This is a genomic window from Bacteroidota bacterium (assembly GCA_038746285.1).
Lineage (GTDB): Bacteria > Bacteroidota > Rhodothermia > Rhodothermales > JANQRZ01 > JANQRZ01.
The window spans coordinates 54820-71716 of record JBCDKT010000008.1; the positions used below are offsets into that span (position 1 = coordinate 54820).

Below are 16897 nucleotides of genomic sequence, written 5' to 3' on the forward strand. Positions count from 1 at the left end.
TGACGAGTTGCGAGTGACGAGAAGTCGGTAGTCGTGGGGGTGGACCTCCGTGTCCGCCCGCGTCGGGAATGCCACCACGTCCCGGCCTATCCAGCGTCTCGGTCCAGAAAATACTGCACCGCCAGCCGGTACCCCGCCGCGCCGAACCCGGCGATCACGCCCGCCGCCGCTGGCGCGATCACGAGCCGCTGCCGGAAAGGCTCGCGGGCGTGGACGTTCGAGAGGTGCACCTCCACGACCGGCGTGTCGATGGCGAGGACCGCGTCGTGCAGGGCGACGCTCGTGTGGGCGTAGCCGCCGGGGTTGAAGACGACGCCGTCGGCCTCGGCCTGGTGGAGCGCGTCGATGAGCGCGCCTTCGCTGTTGTGCTGCTGGAAGGCAAAGTCCACGTCGGGGAATGCAGTCCGCAGGCCAGCCTCGAGGTCGGCGAGCGTCGCGGGGCCGTAGACCTCCGGCTCGCGCTGGCCGAGGAGGTTCAGGTTGGGGCCGCTGAGGACGAGGAGGGTCATTGAGTTGCGAGTTACGAACGAAGAGCGACGAGTGATCTCCCGAGTAGCAAACCGATCACCACGATGTTGATCACGAGGTACACAGCGCAGGAGCGGAGGACGAAGCGAAGGCTGAAAAGCCAATCGATGTTCGGAGGATGTTCGTAGCCCATCGCAACGACCTCCTCGAACCCGTGCTTCATCGACACCTCTGTGTCAACTAATGAGAATGCCGTCAGCGCTAAGAGCAGAACAGAGACGACGAGCCACACGGAAAGCAGTGCTTTCAACGGTTCAGCGTGTCTGAGAAAGTTCTGTGGCGTTCGTTCGTAGCACCCACTCGACGTTCGTCCCTCGTCATTCGACGCTGAAGGTTAATCCGTCGTAGCCGAGCGCGATGCCGTCGGGCAGCTCGGCGTCGATCTCGGCGTGGAGCGCGCCGTGGGTCATGTGGATAAAGTACGTCTGCCGCGCCCCGATCCGCCGAGCGGCGGCGACCGCCTCGTCAAACGTAAAGTGCGTCGGGTGCGGCTCGCGGCGGAGGCCGTCGAGCACGAGCACGTCAAGGGCGACGAGCTTTTCGAACGTAGCCTCGGGAATGCGGTTGACGTCGGTCAGGTACGCGAAGCGGCCCACGCGGTAGCCGAGCACGGGGAGGTCGCCGTGGAAGGCCTCGAGCGGCTCGACGGTGACGGCGGCCTCGGCGTCGTACCGGCTCGGCACGGTGAACGGCCCGGCCGCCTCGTGGAGGTCGAGGACCGACGCACCCGGATATGTCCGCTCGAAGATGTAGCGGAACATCTCGCGCAGCACGCCCGCCGTCACGGGGCTCGCGTAGGCCGGGACCGCGGCCCGGTTGCCGAAGAAGAACGGCCGGAGGTCGTCGAGGCCAACGACGTGGTCGAAGTGGTGGTGGGTGAAGAGCAGCGCGTCCACCCGCGACACCCCGAAGCGGAGCGCCTGCTGCCGGAAGTCCGGTCCGATGTCGATCTGGAGGTGAACCGGCCCGTGCTCGGTCTCGGCGACGACGTGGGCGGCGCAGCGCATCCGCGCGTCGCGCGGGTCGGCCGAGGTGCAGACGCGGCAGCCGCAGCCGATCACCGGCACGCCCGTCGAGGTACCGGTCCCGAGGAGGGTCACGCGCAGGGCGCGTGGAGGATGGACGGTAGAGGATGGGGGATGGCTCGTAGCCTCTCCGTCTGCGGTTCTATCCTCCATCTGCTATCCTCTATCCGCCATCACTCCTCCTCGATCTCGGCGCCGACGCCGGCATCGCGCGCCACCCAGGCGGCCTCGACGGCGTCGCGCACGGCGGGACGGAGGTAGACCTCGTCGGCCGGGAGCCGCCGGAGCGCGTCGGCGAGGATCGCGAGGTGGGCCTCGACCGGGGTCCGCTTGTTGAGCACGACCACCTGCTCGCCGCCGACGGTGCACAGCCCGCCGCGGAAGCTGCCGCGCTCCCGCCGCACCGCCACGCCGAGTTGGGTAATGGCTGCTTCGAGCGCTTCGACGATCTGCTCAGACGTCATTCGAGTTGCGATCTACGAGTGACGAACGACGCGTGGGGTTCTCATGCGTCACCCGCAATTCGTCACGTGGAATACTTCTTCGTCAGGTTCTTGCCGGACTTCTCGTCGCGGACGGAGAACGAGAGCGGGTCGGTGCGGTCGTCCACGTCGAGGCGGAGCTTGAGGCGGGTGCGGAAGCGCCAGCGCGTGACGGCGCTTGGAACGCCGCGCTGGAGGTACGCCGCGAGGAACGGGTGGACGCGGACGAGGATCGGGCGCTTGCGGTGCTGCTCCTGCACCTCGGCGCGGTAGGTGGCGAGCCACTGCTCCAGCCGCTCGACGACCTCGCTGGCCGTCAGCGTCTCGGCCTCGGCGACGGGCGCGCGCTCGGCCGGCTCGTGCTGCTGCTCCTGGCTCGGCGGCTCGGGCAGCGGCTCTGGGAGGTCGTCTATGTCGGTCGTCGTCGTGATGCTCGGGCGGAGGCGCTGGCGTGTGATCTGGACGACCCCGAAGTCGGACATCGGGAGCAGCTTCGTCACCGCGCGGTCCTTGCGGAATTCCTTCTTCAGCTCGTCGTAGAGCTTGCGCCGGGCCGAGTCGCTGCGCATGTCAATGAAGTCGACGCAGATGATCCCGCCGAGGTCGCGGAGGCGGAGCTGCTTGGCGATCGCGCGGGCGGACTCGAGGTTGACGCGGAGCGCGTTCTCCTCCTGGCTCAGCCCCTTCCCGGCGCGGCCCGAGTTCACGTCCACGACGTGCATCGCCTCGGTGTGCTCGATGAAGAGGTAGCCGCCGCCCGGCAGCGAGACCCGGCTCTCGAAGGCCGCGCGCACGTCGCGGTCGATCTTGTAGGTGCGGAAGACGTGCTCCTTGCTCTTGTGGAGCTTCACGAGCGGGGCCATCTGCGGGGCCACGGCCTGGACGTAGTTCTTCACGTTGCGATGCACCGTCGGGTCGTCGACCACGATCCGGTCGTAGTCGTCCGAGAAGAGGTCGCGGATGATCGAGGAGACCATGTTGACGTCCTCGTGCAGCTCCTTCGGCGGCTTGGGCTTCTGCTTGAGCTGGTTCTCGATCTTCTTCCACTTGTCGAGCAGCAGCCGGAGGTCGGTGTTGAGCGCCTTCGCGTCGCGGTTCTCGGCGACGGTGCGGACGATCAGCCCGAAGCTCTCGGGCAAGAGCGACCGGGCGAGGGCGCGCAGCCGCCGCCGCTCCTTCGAGGACTCGATCTTCTTCGAGACCGCGACGTAGTCCGCCTGCGGGATGAGGACGAGGAAGCGGCCGGCGAGCGACACGTCAGTCGAGACGCGCGGCCCCTTCGAGGAGATCGGCTCCTTGGTGATCTTGACGATGAGCTTCTGGTCCTGCTTCAGGTGCTTCTCCGGGCGCACGCTGGCCTCCGACCCGTTCGAGGAGCCGCCGCGGCTAGACGAGCCCGAGCGGCCCGACGAGCCCTGGCCGGACGAGCCCTGGCCGGACGAGCGGTTCGACGACCCGTTCCGGTTCGATCCGCCCCGGCTCGACGCCCGGCTGTTCGCGCTCTTGCCGTTCTCGCCCGACGAGCCCCGTCCCGACCGGCCTCGGCCGCGCCGCCGCCCGCCGCGCCGGCTGCCGCGACGCCGCGAGGAGCGCTCCTCTTCCTCCTCTTCCTCGACCCGGCTGACCCGGCCGGGCTTCGAGGTGAGGTCGATGACGAACCGCGAGGACGAGGTTTCCTCCGCCTTCGGCTTGGCCTCGGCGCGGGCCGCTTTGGGCTGCTTGCGCTCGGGCGTGTCCTGCCCGGACGCGGCCGAAGCCTCCGGCGACGGCCGTGAGGTTTCGCCGTCCCGCTCACCGCCCTTCGCCTTCGGTTCCTCGGACGACTCCGACCGCCCGGAGCGGCCACGGCGGCTGCGCGACCGGGTAGGCTCGGGGTCTGCTTTTTGCGTCTCAGCGTCGGCAGGCGCTGCCTCGGCAGTCGGTGCTTCGGCCGTGGGCTCCTCCTGGTTCTGCTCGCCGCTCGGCTGCTCGTTCCGGCGGCGGTTCCGGCCTCGGCCGCCGCGCCGGCCGCGCCGCCGCTTGGGCCTGTCCTCGGCTGAGGGCGCGTCGCCGGTGCCAGACGCCTCGGCTTCCGGCTCGGCGGCTTCGTCGTCGTGGCTCGGCGGCTCGGCAACGGCGTCGGGCGGGAGGATTTCGGGGGCGGCGTCCGGCACGGCGCTGTCTTCCGGCGGCGCAGCCTGCTGGCGGCGTCCCCGGCCTCGGCCTCGGCGGCCCCGACCGTCCGACCGGTCGCGGCGGTCCGACGCCTGCTTCTCGCCCGCCGGCTCCTGCTGCTCGGTCGTCGCCTCGGCGGCCTCTGACGTTTCCTCGTTCTTCTGGCCCCGGCCGCGGCGGCTCTTGCCGCGGGTGCGCTTCAGGTCGCGGCGCCGGCGCGCGGCGCGCTGCTCCTCCGGGGTCTCCAGTTCCAGCTCGGCCGGGCCGTCCTCGTCCTGCTTCGGGGCCTTCGGGAGCGACTTCGTGGACCAGTCCGGGACGGTGCCCTCGGAGAGCTCGAGGAGTGCCGGGACGTTGTCCGAGAGGTCCGAGAAGTGGAGAAACGCGTCTTGCTTCTGGCCGATATCGACGAAGGCCGCCTTGATGCCGGGCAGGATGCGGCGCACGCGTCCGAGGTGGATGTTACCGATCGTGCGGACGTTCTCGGGGTTTTCTATGTAGAGCTCAACGAGCTCCCCGTCTTCCACAATGGCGATGCGAGACTGACCGCCGGCTACGTTGATGATGATCTCTTTGGACATACAAAGGGGGTAAGGGCGCACGCTCGGGAGGGTCCGAACGGCGGGCGGACGCCCGGCGGCGCGGCGGCGTGTCCCGGCCTGTAGAGCAGGGCCGTTCCGGTCCAGTCGCTAGGGACGCCGCGAGCGGGCGGAGCGAGTCTTGGGGGAACGGCCGAAGGCACAGAACACGGCCCGCGCCGAGTGCCGCAACAGCGGCCTCGACCAGGCGTGCGAAAACGAGGAAAGCGCGGTGCGTCAGCAAAACAGGGTGCGTCGGCAAGGCAGGAGGAAACGGGACCGCCGCTGCGCTGCACAGGAGGCCAGGGCGAAGCTCGATCCGGCGCGCTGAGAGGCCGGTCCACAGTACTAGGGTCGGCCGGGCGCGGCTACAGCTAAAAAGGGTCGCTTCCCAGAGGGTGCTTGAGCGGGAGAGCAGACGCCGCAAAGGTACGTGCGTCGCGGCGTCGCCTCCAAGTACCCAGGCCGCTCCCCGGCCGTTCCCGGTGGCTGCGCCGCAGCCGAGATGCACCCCGGACCTGAACAGGGCTTTTGCCTGGCCGCACCGCTGCCTGTCTTAACGAGATTTCCCCGGAGCCCGGCGGGGCCTCACGTATATTCCTGACCCTGTGCGCGCGCCAAACGGTCCGGTCCGTTACGCCGGCGCGCCGTGGGTTTCTCTGGTCTCTACCACTCTGTCTGCTTCGCGTCTTATGGCTGATTCCGCCCCCGCTCCCGTCAAAGTTCGCGGCCTCGAAGGCATCGTCGCGCTCGACACCGAACTCTCGTACATCAACGGCCAGGAAGGCGAACTGCTCTACCGCGGCTACGACATCAAGGACCTCGCGAAGAACGCCTCGTTCGAGGAGGTCGCCTTCCTCCTCTGGAACCGCCGCCTCCCGAACCAGCAGGAGCTAGACGAGCTAACCCGTCAGCTACAGTCGGAGCGAGCGCTCCCGCCCGAGGTCCTCGACCACCTCCGGCACCACACGCCGAAGGACGCCAACTCGATGTCCGCCCTCCGCTCAGCGACGAGCATGCTGGCCGACTTCGACCCAGACGTCGAGAGCCACGAGCGCGAGGCCAACTACCGCAACGCCGTCCGGCTGACGGCTAAGATGCCGACGATCGTCGCCGCCTTCGACCGCGTCCGCAAAGGCAAAGACCCGGTCGCGCCGAAGGGCGAGGGCTCGATGGCGTACGACTTCCTCTACATGCTCAACGGCGAGGCCCCCGGCCCGAGCGCCGAAGCCGTGATGGACGCCGCCCTCGTCCTCCACGCCGAGCACGGCCTGAACGCCTCGACGTTCACCTGCCGCGTCATCGGCGCGACGCTCTCGGACATGTACTCCTCCGTCGCCGGTGCCATCGGCGCGCTCAAGGGCCCGCTCCACGGTGGGGCCAACATCAAGGTGATGGAGACGCTGATCGACATCAAGGAGTCCGGCCAGACGCCGGCGGCCTACGTCCAGGAGAAGCTCGCGGCGAAGGAGCGCTTCATGGGCTTCGGCCACCGGGTCTACAAGACCTACGACCCGCGCGCGGTCATCCTCCGCGACATGCTCGAGGACCTCTCCGACGAGAAGGGCGACCGCTGGTGGTACGAGACCTCGAAGACGATGATGGACGAGGTCTACGACGCGAAGGGCCTCTACCCGAACGTCGACTTCTTCAGCGCGTCGGTCTACCACCTCCTCGGCATCGAGCGCGACCTCTACACGCCGATCTTCGCCATCTCGCGCGTCACCGGCTGGACGGCCCACCTCCTGGAGCAGTGGGAGGACAACCGCCTGATCCGCCCCCGCGCCGAGTACGTCGGCCCGCGCGGCGAGACCGTCACGCCGATCGCCGAGCGCTAGCGCCCGAAGCGGACACCCAGCAAGAGCAGAAGCAGGTCAGAGCAGCGCGGCCCCCGCGCGGCCCCGATCCGCTTCTGCTCTTTCCCATTTGTGCCGCGCCCGGTCTCGCCTTACATTCCGGTATCAGGTTTGCCCCGATGTGAGCCTCAGACGCTCCACGATCCCACCCAAACCGCTGCTATGTATACGTCCACCGTCCAGGAGTACAAGCCGAAGGCATTCACACGCTACAAAATCCGAACGGGGATGTTCGCGTGGATGCTCCACCGGCTCACGGGCCTCGCGCTCGTCGGCTACCTCGTCACGCATGTGTGGGGCCTCAAGGCCATCACCGACGCCAGCGCCTACAACGCGCTCATCACGGAGTACCACGGCCCGATCTTCAAGGTCGGCGAGTTCATGCTCCTCGGGGCCGTCGTGTGGCACGCGCTCAACGGGCTGCGGATCGTGCTGATCGACTTCCTCGGGTGGAGCCCGAACCAGAAGCGGCTGTTCTGGACGCTCGGCGGCGTGGCCGCGCTCCTGTTCATCGTGGGCGGCTACCCGAGCATCGCGGCGCTCATCTCGCACTACGGTTCGTGAATGGGCTGTTAGCTTCTGGCTGTTAGCTCTTGGTTCTCACCCCTCAGCTAATAGCCAACGGCCAATAGCTGAAAGCCAGTCCTCTGATGCCTAGCAAATACGGAAAAACAGCCCGGTCGAGTGCGTTCCAGTGGTTCCTCCACCGGATCACCGGGACCTTCCTCGTCTTCCTGCTGATCACCCACTTCTGGGTCCAGCACTACGACCGCACCACGGCCTCGATCTCGCACGACGTGGTGACGGCCGAGCAGGCCGAGCAGGGCGTCCTGCCGCGCTACTCCGACGAGGCCAACGCCGCCGTCGCGGCGCGCAAGCGGGCGATGCAGGAGCGGCAGGCCCCGTTCAGCCCGGTCGTCCCGGCCCAGGAGCGCCCGGACCCGAGCGCCGGCGAGATCCCCGGCCCGACGCATCCGCCCGCCGAGGAAGCCGGTGCCACGCCCTACGACATCCTCATGCTCCGCCTCGCCGACCCGGTCTACGCGGTGCTCTGGAAGGGCTTCAACATCCTCTTCCTGCTCTTCGCCCTGCACCACGGCTTCTACGGGCTCAACAACATCATCACCGACTACGTCCGCAACGACCTCGCCCGCGCGACGGCGATCACGCTCTCGTGGGGCCTCGCGCTCGTGCTCTTCGTCATCGGCACCTACTCGGTGACGGTGGCGGGCTTGAACCTGTAGAAGTGAGGGCAAACCTTGTACGGGCGCAGCACGCTGCGCCCCTGCCTCTGCACTAACCGCAACGCTATGACTTTTACGCATGACATCGTGATTGTGGGCGCAGGCGGCGCGGGCCTGATGGCGGCGCTCTACGCCCGCGAAGGCGGGGCCGACGTGGCCGTCGTCTCCAAGCTCCACCCGCTGCGCTCGCACACCGGCGCGGCCCAGGGCGGCATCGGTGCCGCGCTCGGCAACGAGGAGGAGGACTCCTGGCTCTGGCACACGTTCGACACCGTCAAGGGCTCGGACTACCTCGGCGACCAGGACGCCATCGAGCAGATGTGCCGCGACGCGCCGAAGACGATCATCGAGCTCGAGCACTACGGCGTCCCGTTCAGCCGCAACCAGGAGGGGCTGATCTCGCAGCGCCGCTTCGGCGGGCACACGCGCAACTTCGGCGAGGCCGCCGTCCGCCGCGCCTGCCACGCCGCCGACCGTACCGGCCACACAATCCTCCACACGCTCTACGACCAATGCACCCAGAAGGAGGTCAAGTTCTACGACGAGTTCCAGATGCTCGACCTCGTCCGGGACGACGACGGCGCGGTCGTCGGGATCGTGGCCTACGAGATCATGACGGGCGAGGTGCACACGTTCCACTCCAAGATCACCTGCTTCGCCACCGGCGGCTACGGGCGCGCCTTCAAGACGACCTCGAACGCCCACGCCGGCACCGGCGACGGGATGGCGATCGCGCTCCGGGCGGGCTTCCCGCTCCAGGACATGGAGTTCGTCCAGTTCCACCCGACGGGCCTCTACCGCCTCGGCATCCTCATCACCGAGGGCGCGCGCGGTGAGGGCGGCATCCTGCGCAACTCCGAGGGCGAGCGCTTCATGGAGCGCTACGCGCCGACGGTCAAGGACCTCGCCCCGCGCGACATGGTCAGCCAGTGCATCTACAAGGAGATCCGCGAGGGCCGCGGCATCCAGGGCCGCGACCACGTCGTGCTCGACATGACCCACGTCGGCACCGAGGTGCTGGAGCACAAGCTCCCCGAGATCACCGAGTTCAGCCGCGTCTACCTCGGCATCGACCCCGTCAAGACCCCGATCCCGGTCGCGCCGACGTGCCACTACGCGATGGGCGGCATCCCGACCAACGTCGACGGCCAGGTCGTCCAGGGGCCGGACCGCGAGGCCGACGTCGTCCCCGGCTTCTACGCCATCGGCGAGACCGCCTGCGTGAGCGTCCACGGGGCCAACCGCCTCGGGACCAACTCGCTGCTCGACCTCGTCGTCTTCGGCCGCCGCGCCGGGATCGCGATGGCGGACGAGATCAAGCGCGACGGGACCAAGAAGCGCGCCCTCCCGGACGACGCCGAGGCGACCACGCGCGACATGCTCGAGACCATCCGCAGCCGCACCGAGGGCGAGAAGGCCGTCTCGATCCGCACCGACCTCCAGGAGACGATGATGGCGAACGTCTCCGTCTTCCGCAACGACGAGACCCTGTCGACGGCGCTCTCGGACCTGAAAGAGCTACGCCAGCGCGCCAAGAACGTCGTCGTCGGCGACAAGGGCGCGAAGTTCAACACCGACCTCATGGACGCCGTCGAGATCGGGTTCATGGTGGACTACGCTGAGTCGATCGCCGCCGGGGCCGCCAACCGCCCCGAGAGCCGGGGCGCGCACCTCCGCGAGGACTACGCCGACCGCGACGACGCCGACTGGCTCAAGCACACGCTCTACTGGTCCGACGACGGCGACTACCGGTTCGACTACAAGAGCGTCATCATCACGCGCTTCCAACCCAAAGAGAGAAAGTATTGAGTATGGGTGTGGGGGAGGATGGGGGTCTGGATGAGTAGCCCCCTCTCACACCCCCGCCCTCCCGTACTCCCATCCCCCAGCTATGCAGATTACGGTCAAAATAAAGCGCTACGACCCGGAGCAGGACAGCGAGCCGCACTGGGAGACCTACCCCGTCGAGGCCGACCCGATGGACCGGGCGCTCGACCTGCTGACCTACATCAAGTGGCACATGGACGGGTCGCTGACCTTCCGCAAGAGCTGCGCCCACGGCATCTGCGGCTCCGACGCCATGCAGATCAACGGCGAGAACAAGCTCGCCTGCTCGATCCTCGTCCAGGACCTCGTCGGCGACAAGGGCGGGACGATCTCGTTCGCGCCGCTCCCGGCGGCCCCGGTCGTCAAGGACCTCGTCGTGGACCAGACCAACTTCTTCGACAAGTACCGGGCGGTGATGCCGTGGCTCGTCAACCACGCGCCGCCGCCGGAGAAGGAGCGCCGCCAGAGCCCCGCGCAGCACGCCGTGATCGAGGACGCGACCAAGTGCATCCTCTGCGGCGCCTGCACCCACTCCTGCCCCAGCACCTGGGCCGACCCCGACTACCTCGGCCCGGCGGCCATGCTCAAGGCCTACCGCTACACGTTCGACTCCCGCGACCAGGGCACCGAGGACCGGCTCGAGGTCGTGGACTCGAAGGACGGGCTGTGGCGGTGCTACACGATCTTCAACTGCGTCCAGGCCTGCCCGAAAGGGATCGACATCACGCGCTGGCTCTCGGCGCTCAAGCGCAAGTCCATCACCGCGCGGTACTAGACGCCAGGTTGGAACCCGCCGCCCATCGGGTGTATAATGGGCCGACGTCCCCCGGGACACGCTCGGCAAACGAGCGACACGAAATCCTACTCACTGCTTGCACACCCCGCCGCTTCGGACCTGGTCCGGGGCGGCGGAGGTGTGTAACAGAGGTGCGTACTGTGGGCACGGGGTTTTGCCTTACATGGTAATGGTGGGCCCTTTTTCTTGGGGTACTTCTGCTCATCACCTCTATGCATTTCCCTATGCGCCTTCCTGCTACGCTCCTCCTCGCCCTGCTCCTCTCCGCTCCGGCCTTCGCCCAGACGCCCGGCTCCTGCGCTACCGGCACCGCCGAACGCGACCTCGACATCGCCGACGTGCAGGCCCGCCTCTTCAACACCGGCAGCCTCTTTTACGGCGGCTCGACCACCAACGGCCTCGGCTACATCGTTCCCAAAGACGACGGGACGCCGCCCCTCTTCGCCGCCGGCATCTGGGTCGGCGGACTGATAGACGGAGAACTCCGCACCGCCGGATCACGCTACCAGGACTTCGAGTTCTGGCCCGGCCCCCTCGACGAAGGCGCGACGCTGCCCGACCCCGAGGACTGCTCCTCCTTCGACCGCATCTGGGTAGTGGACGTCTTCGACGTGCAGCAGTACGAGGAGACCGGCGCTGCCCCAGCCGACCTCGCCGAGTGGCCCGTCGACCTCGGCGCGCCGGTGGTTGACGGCGACGGCGACCCCGACAACTACGACCTCGAAGCCGGCGACCGACCGCTCATCTATGGGCACCAGACCGCGTTCTGGGTGATGAACGACGTGGGTGGTGAGCACCTAGAGAGCGAGACGCTGCCCATCGGGCTGGAAGTGTGCGTCTCGGCGTTCGCCTCGGCGGAGGACGGGCTCAAGCAGCACACGTTCTACCGCTATGAGCTCGTCAACCGCAACACGCAGCCGCTCGAAGACGCCTACCTCACACTCTTCGTCGATCCCGACCTCGGCAACGCGTCTGACGACTTTATCGGGAGCGACTCGACACGCTCGATGGCGTTCGCCTACAACGCAGAGAACGAGGACGCCGTCTACGGTACGCCGCCGCCTGCAGTCGGCTACGATCTCCTCACCGGAGGCGCAAGCTCGATGTACTTCCAAGGTGGCGTCAACCCTGCTACGGGTGATCCCGATACCGGCGTTCTGAAGTATAATTTCATGCGAGGGTTCTAGGGCGACGGTACGCCCCTGACAGCCTTCGGCAGCGGCTATCAGACCAACGGCGATACCACCACCTGGGCGTTCTCCGGTAACCCCGTCACGGGTGCGTTCTGGAGCGAAGAGAACCCAATAGGCACCGGCGTCTCAAACCCGTCCGGCGACCGGCGCAACATGATCTCGTCGCCCGCCTTTAGGCTCGCCCCTGGCGAGGCGCGGACGTTCGACATAGCGCTTCTCTTCAAGCAAGGCGCGGACCGTCTCGCCTCCGTCGCGCTCCTCCAGGAAGCCTCCGACGCTGTGCAGTTCCGCTACGACCAAGACCGCCTCTTCGAGCCTGCCCCGCCGATCCCAGCCCCCGGCCTCCTCGACACGCCGACGCTGCTCGGCCCGGAGGACGGCACCCTCTTCGTCGAGGTCGGCGCACCGCTGGCATGGACGGCGGTACCGAAGGCCGAGGGGTACCGCGTCGAGATCGCCTCCGATCCGAACTTCTCAGACCGCCGCGTGCTCTTCTCCGAGGAGCCGAACCTGTCGGCCACCTGCGACACGTTCAACGAGGTCGCCACGTGCTACTGGCGCGTCAAGGCTGTCGACGGGTTCAGCACCAGCCTCTACTCCGAGAGCCGCTCCTTCCAGTCCTATTTCTACGCCAGCGACAACTTCGGGCAGAGCGTCGGCATCATCGAGGTCGCTAACCCAGACGGGGCCGTCTGCCCGGACGCGGACGACCCCGGCTGCGCCGCCGACTACCCTGGCAACACCGTCTGGCTCAGCCCCAACGCCACCGACGACTACGTCCTCACCAACCCTGACAACAGCCTCGGTGACCTATTCCGCAACATCGAGGCGGTGGACGATGACAACTTCGAGATGCGCTTCACCGAGGCGTGCGCGACCGACGGCGCGTGCCTCGGCGTCTACTCGGCCAATGTGCCCGGCGGCAACGACCTCATCGCGTCCGTCCCGTTCGAGCTGTGGAACGTGGGCACGGAAGACGATCCGAACGACGACGTGCGGATGATCCCGATCCTCCGACCGCTCGACAACACCGAGCCGAGCGCGCAGTGGGCCGACGTGTTTCCGGCCGAGCAAGCCGTCATCGCAGGGACCGACACCCTCGCGCTGCCCGTCACGCAGCGCGTGCTCTGGACGATGCCCGCCCGCCCGGACGGTTATGACCTCTTCGCGGCTGCGGCCAACACCTTCGGCGGTGCCGGTGCGATCTACGACCCGGAGACCGACGGCGACACGCAGGTCGACCCTGGACCTGGTGACGAAGACTGCCGAAGCCAGAACTACTACGTCGACTTCTGCTACCGGGGGGCGAGCAACCGGTTCGTCGCGCCCATCGGTGGCCTGGAGGGGACGGTACTGGCCGACCTCGCCGGTGACGGCACCACCCCGCCGGTCGGGACAGTCATCCGCTTCGACTCGAACGAGCGTCTGCTGACCGACGGCGAGGCCGAGGCCCCGGCGCAGCCGGCGGGCTTCGCGCTCGGCGCGGCCTACCCGAACCCGTTCAGCGCCTCGGCGACCGTGCCGTTTGAACTCCAGCACGCCGGGACCGTGCGGCTCTCGGTGGTGGATGTGCTCGGGCGCGAGGTGGCGGTGCTGGCCGACAGCGAAATGCCAGCCGGGGCGCACCGAGCGACGCTGGGCGGCGCGCGCCTGGCGAGCGGGGTGTACCTCGTCGTGCTGGAGGCCGACGGGCGGCGGCAGGCGACGAAGGTGCTGCTCCTGCGATAGCCCCGGCGGCATCGGTCCCGAAGCGGACGGAGGCGTTGACAGCGCCTGCTTTGATCGATAGCTTCAGAGCTATGCCTCGCAACCTCCTCCTGTCCACCCTCTGCACGGCGGCGCTCACGGGCGCTCGTCCGGCGCGGTGGTGGTGGCATGGTCGGAGAGGGAGCGGTAGGTACATCGCGTAGGCGACGCATCAGACATCCTCCTTCTCCCTGGCCCGCTCCTCGGCGGGCTTTCTTTTTGGCCTCGCGGAAGGCCACGACCTCACTCACTCCACACGTAGCATCAGCGCATGATCATCGTACTCAAAGCCGAGGCGACCCGCGACGACGCGGACGCGCTCCTCAGCCAAATCGAAGCGGCGGGCCTGAAGCCGCTCCACATGCCCGGCACCGAGCGCGTCGTGCTCGGCGCGCTCGGAGACGAGCGGGTCCTCGGCGAGCTCCACCTCGAAAACCACCCGATGGTGGAGAGCGTCAAGCCAATTTTGGCCTCGTACAAGCTGGTGAGCCGGCAACTCCATCCCCACGACACGATCGTCGACGTGGGCGGGGTGCCGGTCGGGGGCTCGAACTTCGTCGTGGTGGCGGGGCCGTGCTCGGTGGAGAGCGCCGATCAGATGCGCGAGACGGCCGAGGCCGTCGCCGCCGCTGGGGCCCACGCCCTGCGCGGCGGGGCTTTCAAGCCGCGCACCAACCCGTACAGCTTCCAGGGCCTGGGGGCCGAAGGTCTGCAGATTCTCAGGGGCGCAGCGGACGCAGTCGGGCTCCCGGCGTTCACCGAGGTCGTCGAGGTCGGCGACGTGGAGTTGGTGGACCGCCACGCGGCGGCGTTCCAGGTCGGGGCGCGCAACATGCAGAACTTCCGGCTCCTCCAGAAGCTGGGCCAGAGCCGCAAGCCCGTCCTCCTCAAGCGCGGCATGGCCGCCACCGTGGACGACCTCCTCAACGCGGCCGAATACCTCCTGGCCGAGGGCAACCCGAACGTGATCCTGTGCGAGCGCGGCATCACGACGTTCGAGACGGCGACGCGCAACACGCTCGACCTCAACGCCGTCCCGGTCATCAAGCGGCGCAGCCACCTCCCGGTGCTCGTCGACCCCTCGCACGGAACCGGCGACCGCGACCTCGTCACGCCGATGTCGCTGGCCGCTGCGGCGAGCGGAGCCGACGGGCTGATCGTGGAGGTCCACCGCGACCCGGCGCAGGCCCTGTCGGACGGCCAGCAGTCGCTCTACCCGGCGCAGTTTCGGACCCTCATGGACAGCGTGCGGAGCGTCGCCGCCGCCGTAGGCAAAACCGTCGCATGAAGACACCGCTTCCCGGCCCCGGCGGCGTGCTCTCGCTGGAGCGCACCCTCGCCTCAGCCCCCGACCCGCTCGCGCTCTACCGCCACCTCACCGGCGATGCGCCCGACACGCTCTTGCTGGAATCGCTCGACGCCTCCACGAAAGAGGCCGAGCGCAGCTTCCTCGTCACCCGCGCGGCGCTCCGCGCCGATTGCCGGGGCCGCACGGTGACCATCCGTGCGCTCGGCGGAAATGGGGCTGCTGCCCTCCCGCATCTCGCCGACCGGCTTCGCGCACGCGCCGAATCGGTTGACCAGAACGCGGACGGCCTCGTCGCTGTCTTCCCGCCGTCCCCGACCGAGGCGAGCGAAGAGGCCCGGCTGCACGCGCCGACGCCGCTCGATGCGCTGCGCGCGCTTGCCACCGGCTGGACCCGGCTTGGCCAGACCCACCCCTACGCCGTGCTGACAGCGGGCGTCTTCTCGTACGACTTCCTGGGCACGTTCGAACGTCTACCCGACGAGCAGGCCGACCCGCTCGGCTTTCCCGATTTCCAGTTCTGGCTTCCCGACCGGGTCATCGCCCTCGATCACCGTCGGGGCACAGCCACGCTCCTCGCGCTCGTGGTGGGTGGGGAGGGTGCCGAGGAGCGGTACCACGACGCCAGCGCAGCCATCGCTGCGCTGACCGAGGCCGTCGAGCGCTGCCCTACTCCAAATCCTCCACCGCCTGCGCCCGAGGCGACGCCGCCGGTGCCAGACCTCTCCGACGACCGGTTCGGGGACCTGGTGCTGCGGTGCAAGGAGCACATCACGCGCGGCGACGTCTTCCAGATCGTCCCGTCGCGGACCTTTTCCACGCCCTGCGCGGACGCGCTCGCGGCCTACGCCCGGCTCCGGGCGCTGAACCCGAGCCCGTACATGTTCTACGTCCGGGGGCCGGACCACACCGTGCTCGGTGCCTCGCCGGAGACGGCGCTCAAGGTGAGCGGCTCGCCCAAGACGGTCGAGATCCGGCCCATCGCGGGCACGGCCGCGCGCGGCCGGCACGCCGACGGGCGGATCGACGCCGACCTCGACGGGCGCATCGAGACGAGGCTCCGGCTCGACGAGAAGGAGCTGGCCGAGCACATGATGCTCATCGACCTCGCCCGCAACGACGTCGCCCGCGTCAGCGTCCCGGGCACGCGCCACGCCCCGGCCATCCTCACTGTAGACCGCTACCACCATGTGATGCACCTCGTCTCCTACGTCGAAGGGCGGCTTCGGGACGACCTCGACGCGCTGCACGCGTACGCGGCGAGTATGAACATGGGCACCGTCGTGGGCGCACCGAAGATTCGGGCCGCGACGCTGCTGCGCCGGTACGAAGCCACGCGGCGAGGGCCCTACGGCGGGGCGGTCGGGTACCTGACCTCCGACGGCGAGATGGACAGCGCCCTCGTGATCCGCACCGCCGTCGTCACGGACGGGCGGGCCTACGTCCGGGCGGGCGCGGGCGTCGTCCACGACTCGGACCCCGCCGGCGAGACGCTCGAAACCCAGCGCAAGGCGCAGGCCGTCCTCGACGCCCTCGGCCGCGCCGCAGAGACCCGGTCAGAGGACCGAGACGCGTGAACATCCTCCTCATCGACAACTTCGACTCGTTCGTCTTCAACTCCGTCGACGAGTTCCGCCGCCGCGGCTGCCGCGTCGAGGTGTGGCGCAACGATGTCGCCGCCGAGTACGCCCTCGACCGGGCGCTCGCGCTGCCCGCGCCTCGGCTGGTCGTGCTCTCGCCCGGCCCAGGCACGCCCGCCGAGGCCGGGTGCTGCCTTCCGCTCGTGCGCCTGGCGCGGGGCCGCGTGCCTATCTTCGGCATCTGCCTCGGGCACCAGGCCATCGTCGAAGCGCTCGGCGGCGAGGTGGGCGGTGCCGGCGAGATCGTCCACGGCAAAGCCTCGTCCATCCAGCACGATGGGACCGGCCTGTTCGCGGGCCTCTCGAATCCGCTGCGCGTCGCCCGCTACCACTCTCTCGTCGCAACCCGGATGCCCGAGGCGCTGACGGTGCGCGCGACGTGCGGCGACCTCGTGATGGCCGCCGACAGCGACGCCGACCGCCTGGCCGGCGTCCAGTTCCACCCCGAGAGCATCCTGACGCCTGACGGGGGCCGCATGCTGGAAAACGTCCTCGCCTGGGCAGCCCAGTGAACGGGATAGA

Annotated in this window: 15 protein-coding genes; 10 read left to right on the forward strand and 5 right to left on the reverse strand. The window is 68.6% G+C overall.

Annotation, left to right across the window (positions count from 1 at the left end; all coding sequences use genetic code 11):
- Positions 1 to 86 precede the first annotated feature (86 nt).
- From AAGI91_04265 to AAGI91_04285, 5 genes are all read right to left on the reverse strand, one after another.
- Positions 87 to 509, reverse strand: a complete 423-nt coding sequence (locus AAGI91_04265) for a type II 3-dehydroquinate dehydratase (protein ID MEM1041824.1) — start codon at positions 507 to 509, stop codon at positions 87 to 89.
- Between the two features lie 11 nt (positions 510 to 520).
- Entirely contained in the window at positions 521 to 760 is a 240-nt protein-coding gene (locus AAGI91_04270) for a hypothetical protein (GenBank protein MEM1041825.1), read from the reverse strand.
- Between the two features lie 85 nt (positions 761 to 845).
- The gene (locus AAGI91_04275) at positions 846 to 1628 is read right to left on the reverse strand and encodes an MBL fold metallo-hydrolase (GenBank protein ID MEM1041826.1); all 783 of its coding nucleotides are present in this window, start codon (positions 1626 to 1628) and stop codon (positions 846 to 848) included.
- 98 nt (positions 1629 to 1726) lie between these two features.
- A complete protein-coding gene (locus AAGI91_04280; GenBank protein ID MEM1041827.1) occupies positions 1727 to 2017 on the reverse strand; it encodes a hypothetical protein in 291 nt (96 codons plus the stop codon).
- Between the two features lie 62 nt (positions 2018 to 2079).
- Complete coding sequence (locus AAGI91_04285) at positions 2080 to 4770, reverse strand: Rne/Rng family ribonuclease (protein MEM1041828.1); 2691 nt, start codon at positions 4768 to 4770, stop codon at positions 2080 to 2082.
- Positions 4771 to 5459: 689 nt separating this feature from the next.
- On the opposite strand from AAGI91_04285, the gene AAGI91_04290 reads away from it, so the two are divergent.
- The 10 genes from AAGI91_04290 to AAGI91_04335 all read left to right on the forward strand — a co-directional run bounded on the left by AAGI91_04290 (position 5460) and on the right by AAGI91_04335 (position 16887).
- A complete protein-coding gene (locus tag AAGI91_04290; GenBank protein MEM1041829.1) occupies positions 5460 to 6605 on the forward strand; it encodes a citrate synthase in 1146 nt (381 codons plus the stop codon).
- A gap of 180 nt (positions 6606 to 6785) precedes the next feature.
- Positions 6786 to 7187 carry a succinate dehydrogenase, cytochrome b556 subunit gene (sdhC, locus tag AAGI91_04295; protein MEM1041830.1) on the forward strand — a complete coding sequence of 134 codons (402 nt, stop codon included), beginning with the start codon at positions 6786 to 6788 and terminating at the stop codon, positions 7185 to 7187.
- Between the two features lie 86 nt (positions 7188 to 7273).
- Positions 7274 to 7867: a succinate dehydrogenase gene (locus tag AAGI91_04300; GenBank protein ID MEM1041831.1), complete on the forward strand. Its 594-nt coding sequence runs from the start codon at positions 7274 to 7276 to the stop codon at positions 7865 to 7867.
- Between the two features lie 66 nt (positions 7868 to 7933).
- A complete protein-coding gene (sdhA, locus tag AAGI91_04305) occupies positions 7934 to 9676 on the forward strand; it encodes a succinate dehydrogenase flavoprotein subunit (protein MEM1041832.1) in 1743 nt (580 codons plus the stop codon).
- Between the two features lie 82 nt (positions 9677 to 9758).
- Positions 9759 to 10469 (forward strand): succinate dehydrogenase iron-sulfur subunit, encoded by a 711-nt coding sequence (locus AAGI91_04310; protein ID MEM1041833.1) that lies wholly within the window; start codon positions 9759 to 9761, stop codon positions 10467 to 10469.
- 245 nt (positions 10470 to 10714) lie between these two features.
- Positions 10715 to 11677, forward strand: coding sequence for a hypothetical protein (locus AAGI91_04315; GenBank protein MEM1041834.1), 963 nt, complete (start codon positions 10715 to 10717; stop codon positions 11675 to 11677).
- Between the two features lie 159 nt (positions 11678 to 11836).
- Positions 11837 to 13411, forward strand: coding sequence for a T9SS type A sorting domain-containing protein (locus AAGI91_04320; GenBank protein MEM1041835.1), 1575 nt, complete (start codon positions 11837 to 11839; stop codon positions 13409 to 13411).
- A 289-nt stretch (positions 13412 to 13700) separates the two neighbouring features.
- On the forward strand, positions 13701 to 14717 hold the full coding sequence (aroF, locus tag AAGI91_04325) for a 3-deoxy-7-phosphoheptulonate synthase (GenBank protein ID MEM1041836.1): 1017 nt from the start codon (positions 13701 to 13703) through the stop codon (positions 14715 to 14717).
- A complete protein-coding gene (locus AAGI91_04330; protein ID MEM1041837.1) occupies positions 14714 to 16312 on the forward strand; it encodes an anthranilate synthase component 1 in 1599 nt (532 codons plus the stop codon). Before aroF ends, AAGI91_04330 begins: the two co-directional genes overlap by 4 nt.
- Positions 16309 to 16887, forward strand: a complete 579-nt coding sequence (locus AAGI91_04335) for an aminodeoxychorismate/anthranilate synthase component II (GenBank protein ID MEM1041838.1) — start codon at positions 16309 to 16311, stop codon at positions 16885 to 16887. Before AAGI91_04330 ends, AAGI91_04335 begins: the two co-directional genes overlap by 4 nt.
- Positions 16888 to 16897: the final 10 nt, after the last annotated feature.

Bases quoted from the DNA above. Each gene is read 5' to 3' on its own strand.
- AAGI91_04300 (MEM1041831.1), top strand. From the start codon at position 7,274: ATGCCTAGCAAATACGGAAAAACAGCCCGGTCGAGTGCGTTCCAGTGG.
- AAGI91_04285 (MEM1041828.1), bottom strand. From the start codon at position 4,770: ATGTCCAAAGAGATCATCATCAACGTAGCCGGCGGTCAGTCTCGCATC.
- AAGI91_04280 (MEM1041827.1), bottom strand. From the start codon at position 2,017: ATGACGTCTGAGCAGATCGTCGAAGCGCTCGAAGCAGCCATTACCCAA.
- AAGI91_04290 (MEM1041829.1), top strand. From the start codon at position 5,460: ATGGCTGATTCCGCCCCCGCTCCCGTCAAAGTTCGCGGCCTCGAAGGC.
- sdhA (MEM1041832.1), top strand. From the start codon at position 7,934: ATGACTTTTACGCATGACATCGTGATTGTGGGCGCAGGCGGCGCGGGC.
- aroF (MEM1041836.1), top strand. From the start codon at position 13,701: ATGATCATCGTACTCAAAGCCGAGGCGACCCGCGACGACGCGGACGCG.
- AAGI91_04315 (MEM1041834.1), top strand. From the start codon at position 10,715: ATGCGCCTTCCTGCTACGCTCCTCCTCGCCCTGCTCCTCTCCGCTCCG.
- AAGI91_04320 (MEM1041835.1), top strand. From the start codon at position 11,837: ATGATCTCGTCGCCCGCCTTTAGGCTCGCCCCTGGCGAGGCGCGGACG.
- sdhC (MEM1041830.1), top strand. From the start codon at position 6,786: ATGTATACGTCCACCGTCCAGGAGTACAAGCCGAAGGCATTCACACGC.
- AAGI91_04265 (MEM1041824.1), bottom strand. From the start codon at position 509: ATGACCCTCCTCGTCCTCAGCGGCCCCAACCTGAACCTCCTCGGCCAG.
- AAGI91_04310 (MEM1041833.1), top strand. From the start codon at position 9,759: ATGCAGATTACGGTCAAAATAAAGCGCTACGACCCGGAGCAGGACAGC.
- AAGI91_04330 (MEM1041837.1), top strand. From the start codon at position 14,714: ATGAAGACACCGCTTCCCGGCCCCGGCGGCGTGCTCTCGCTGGAGCGC.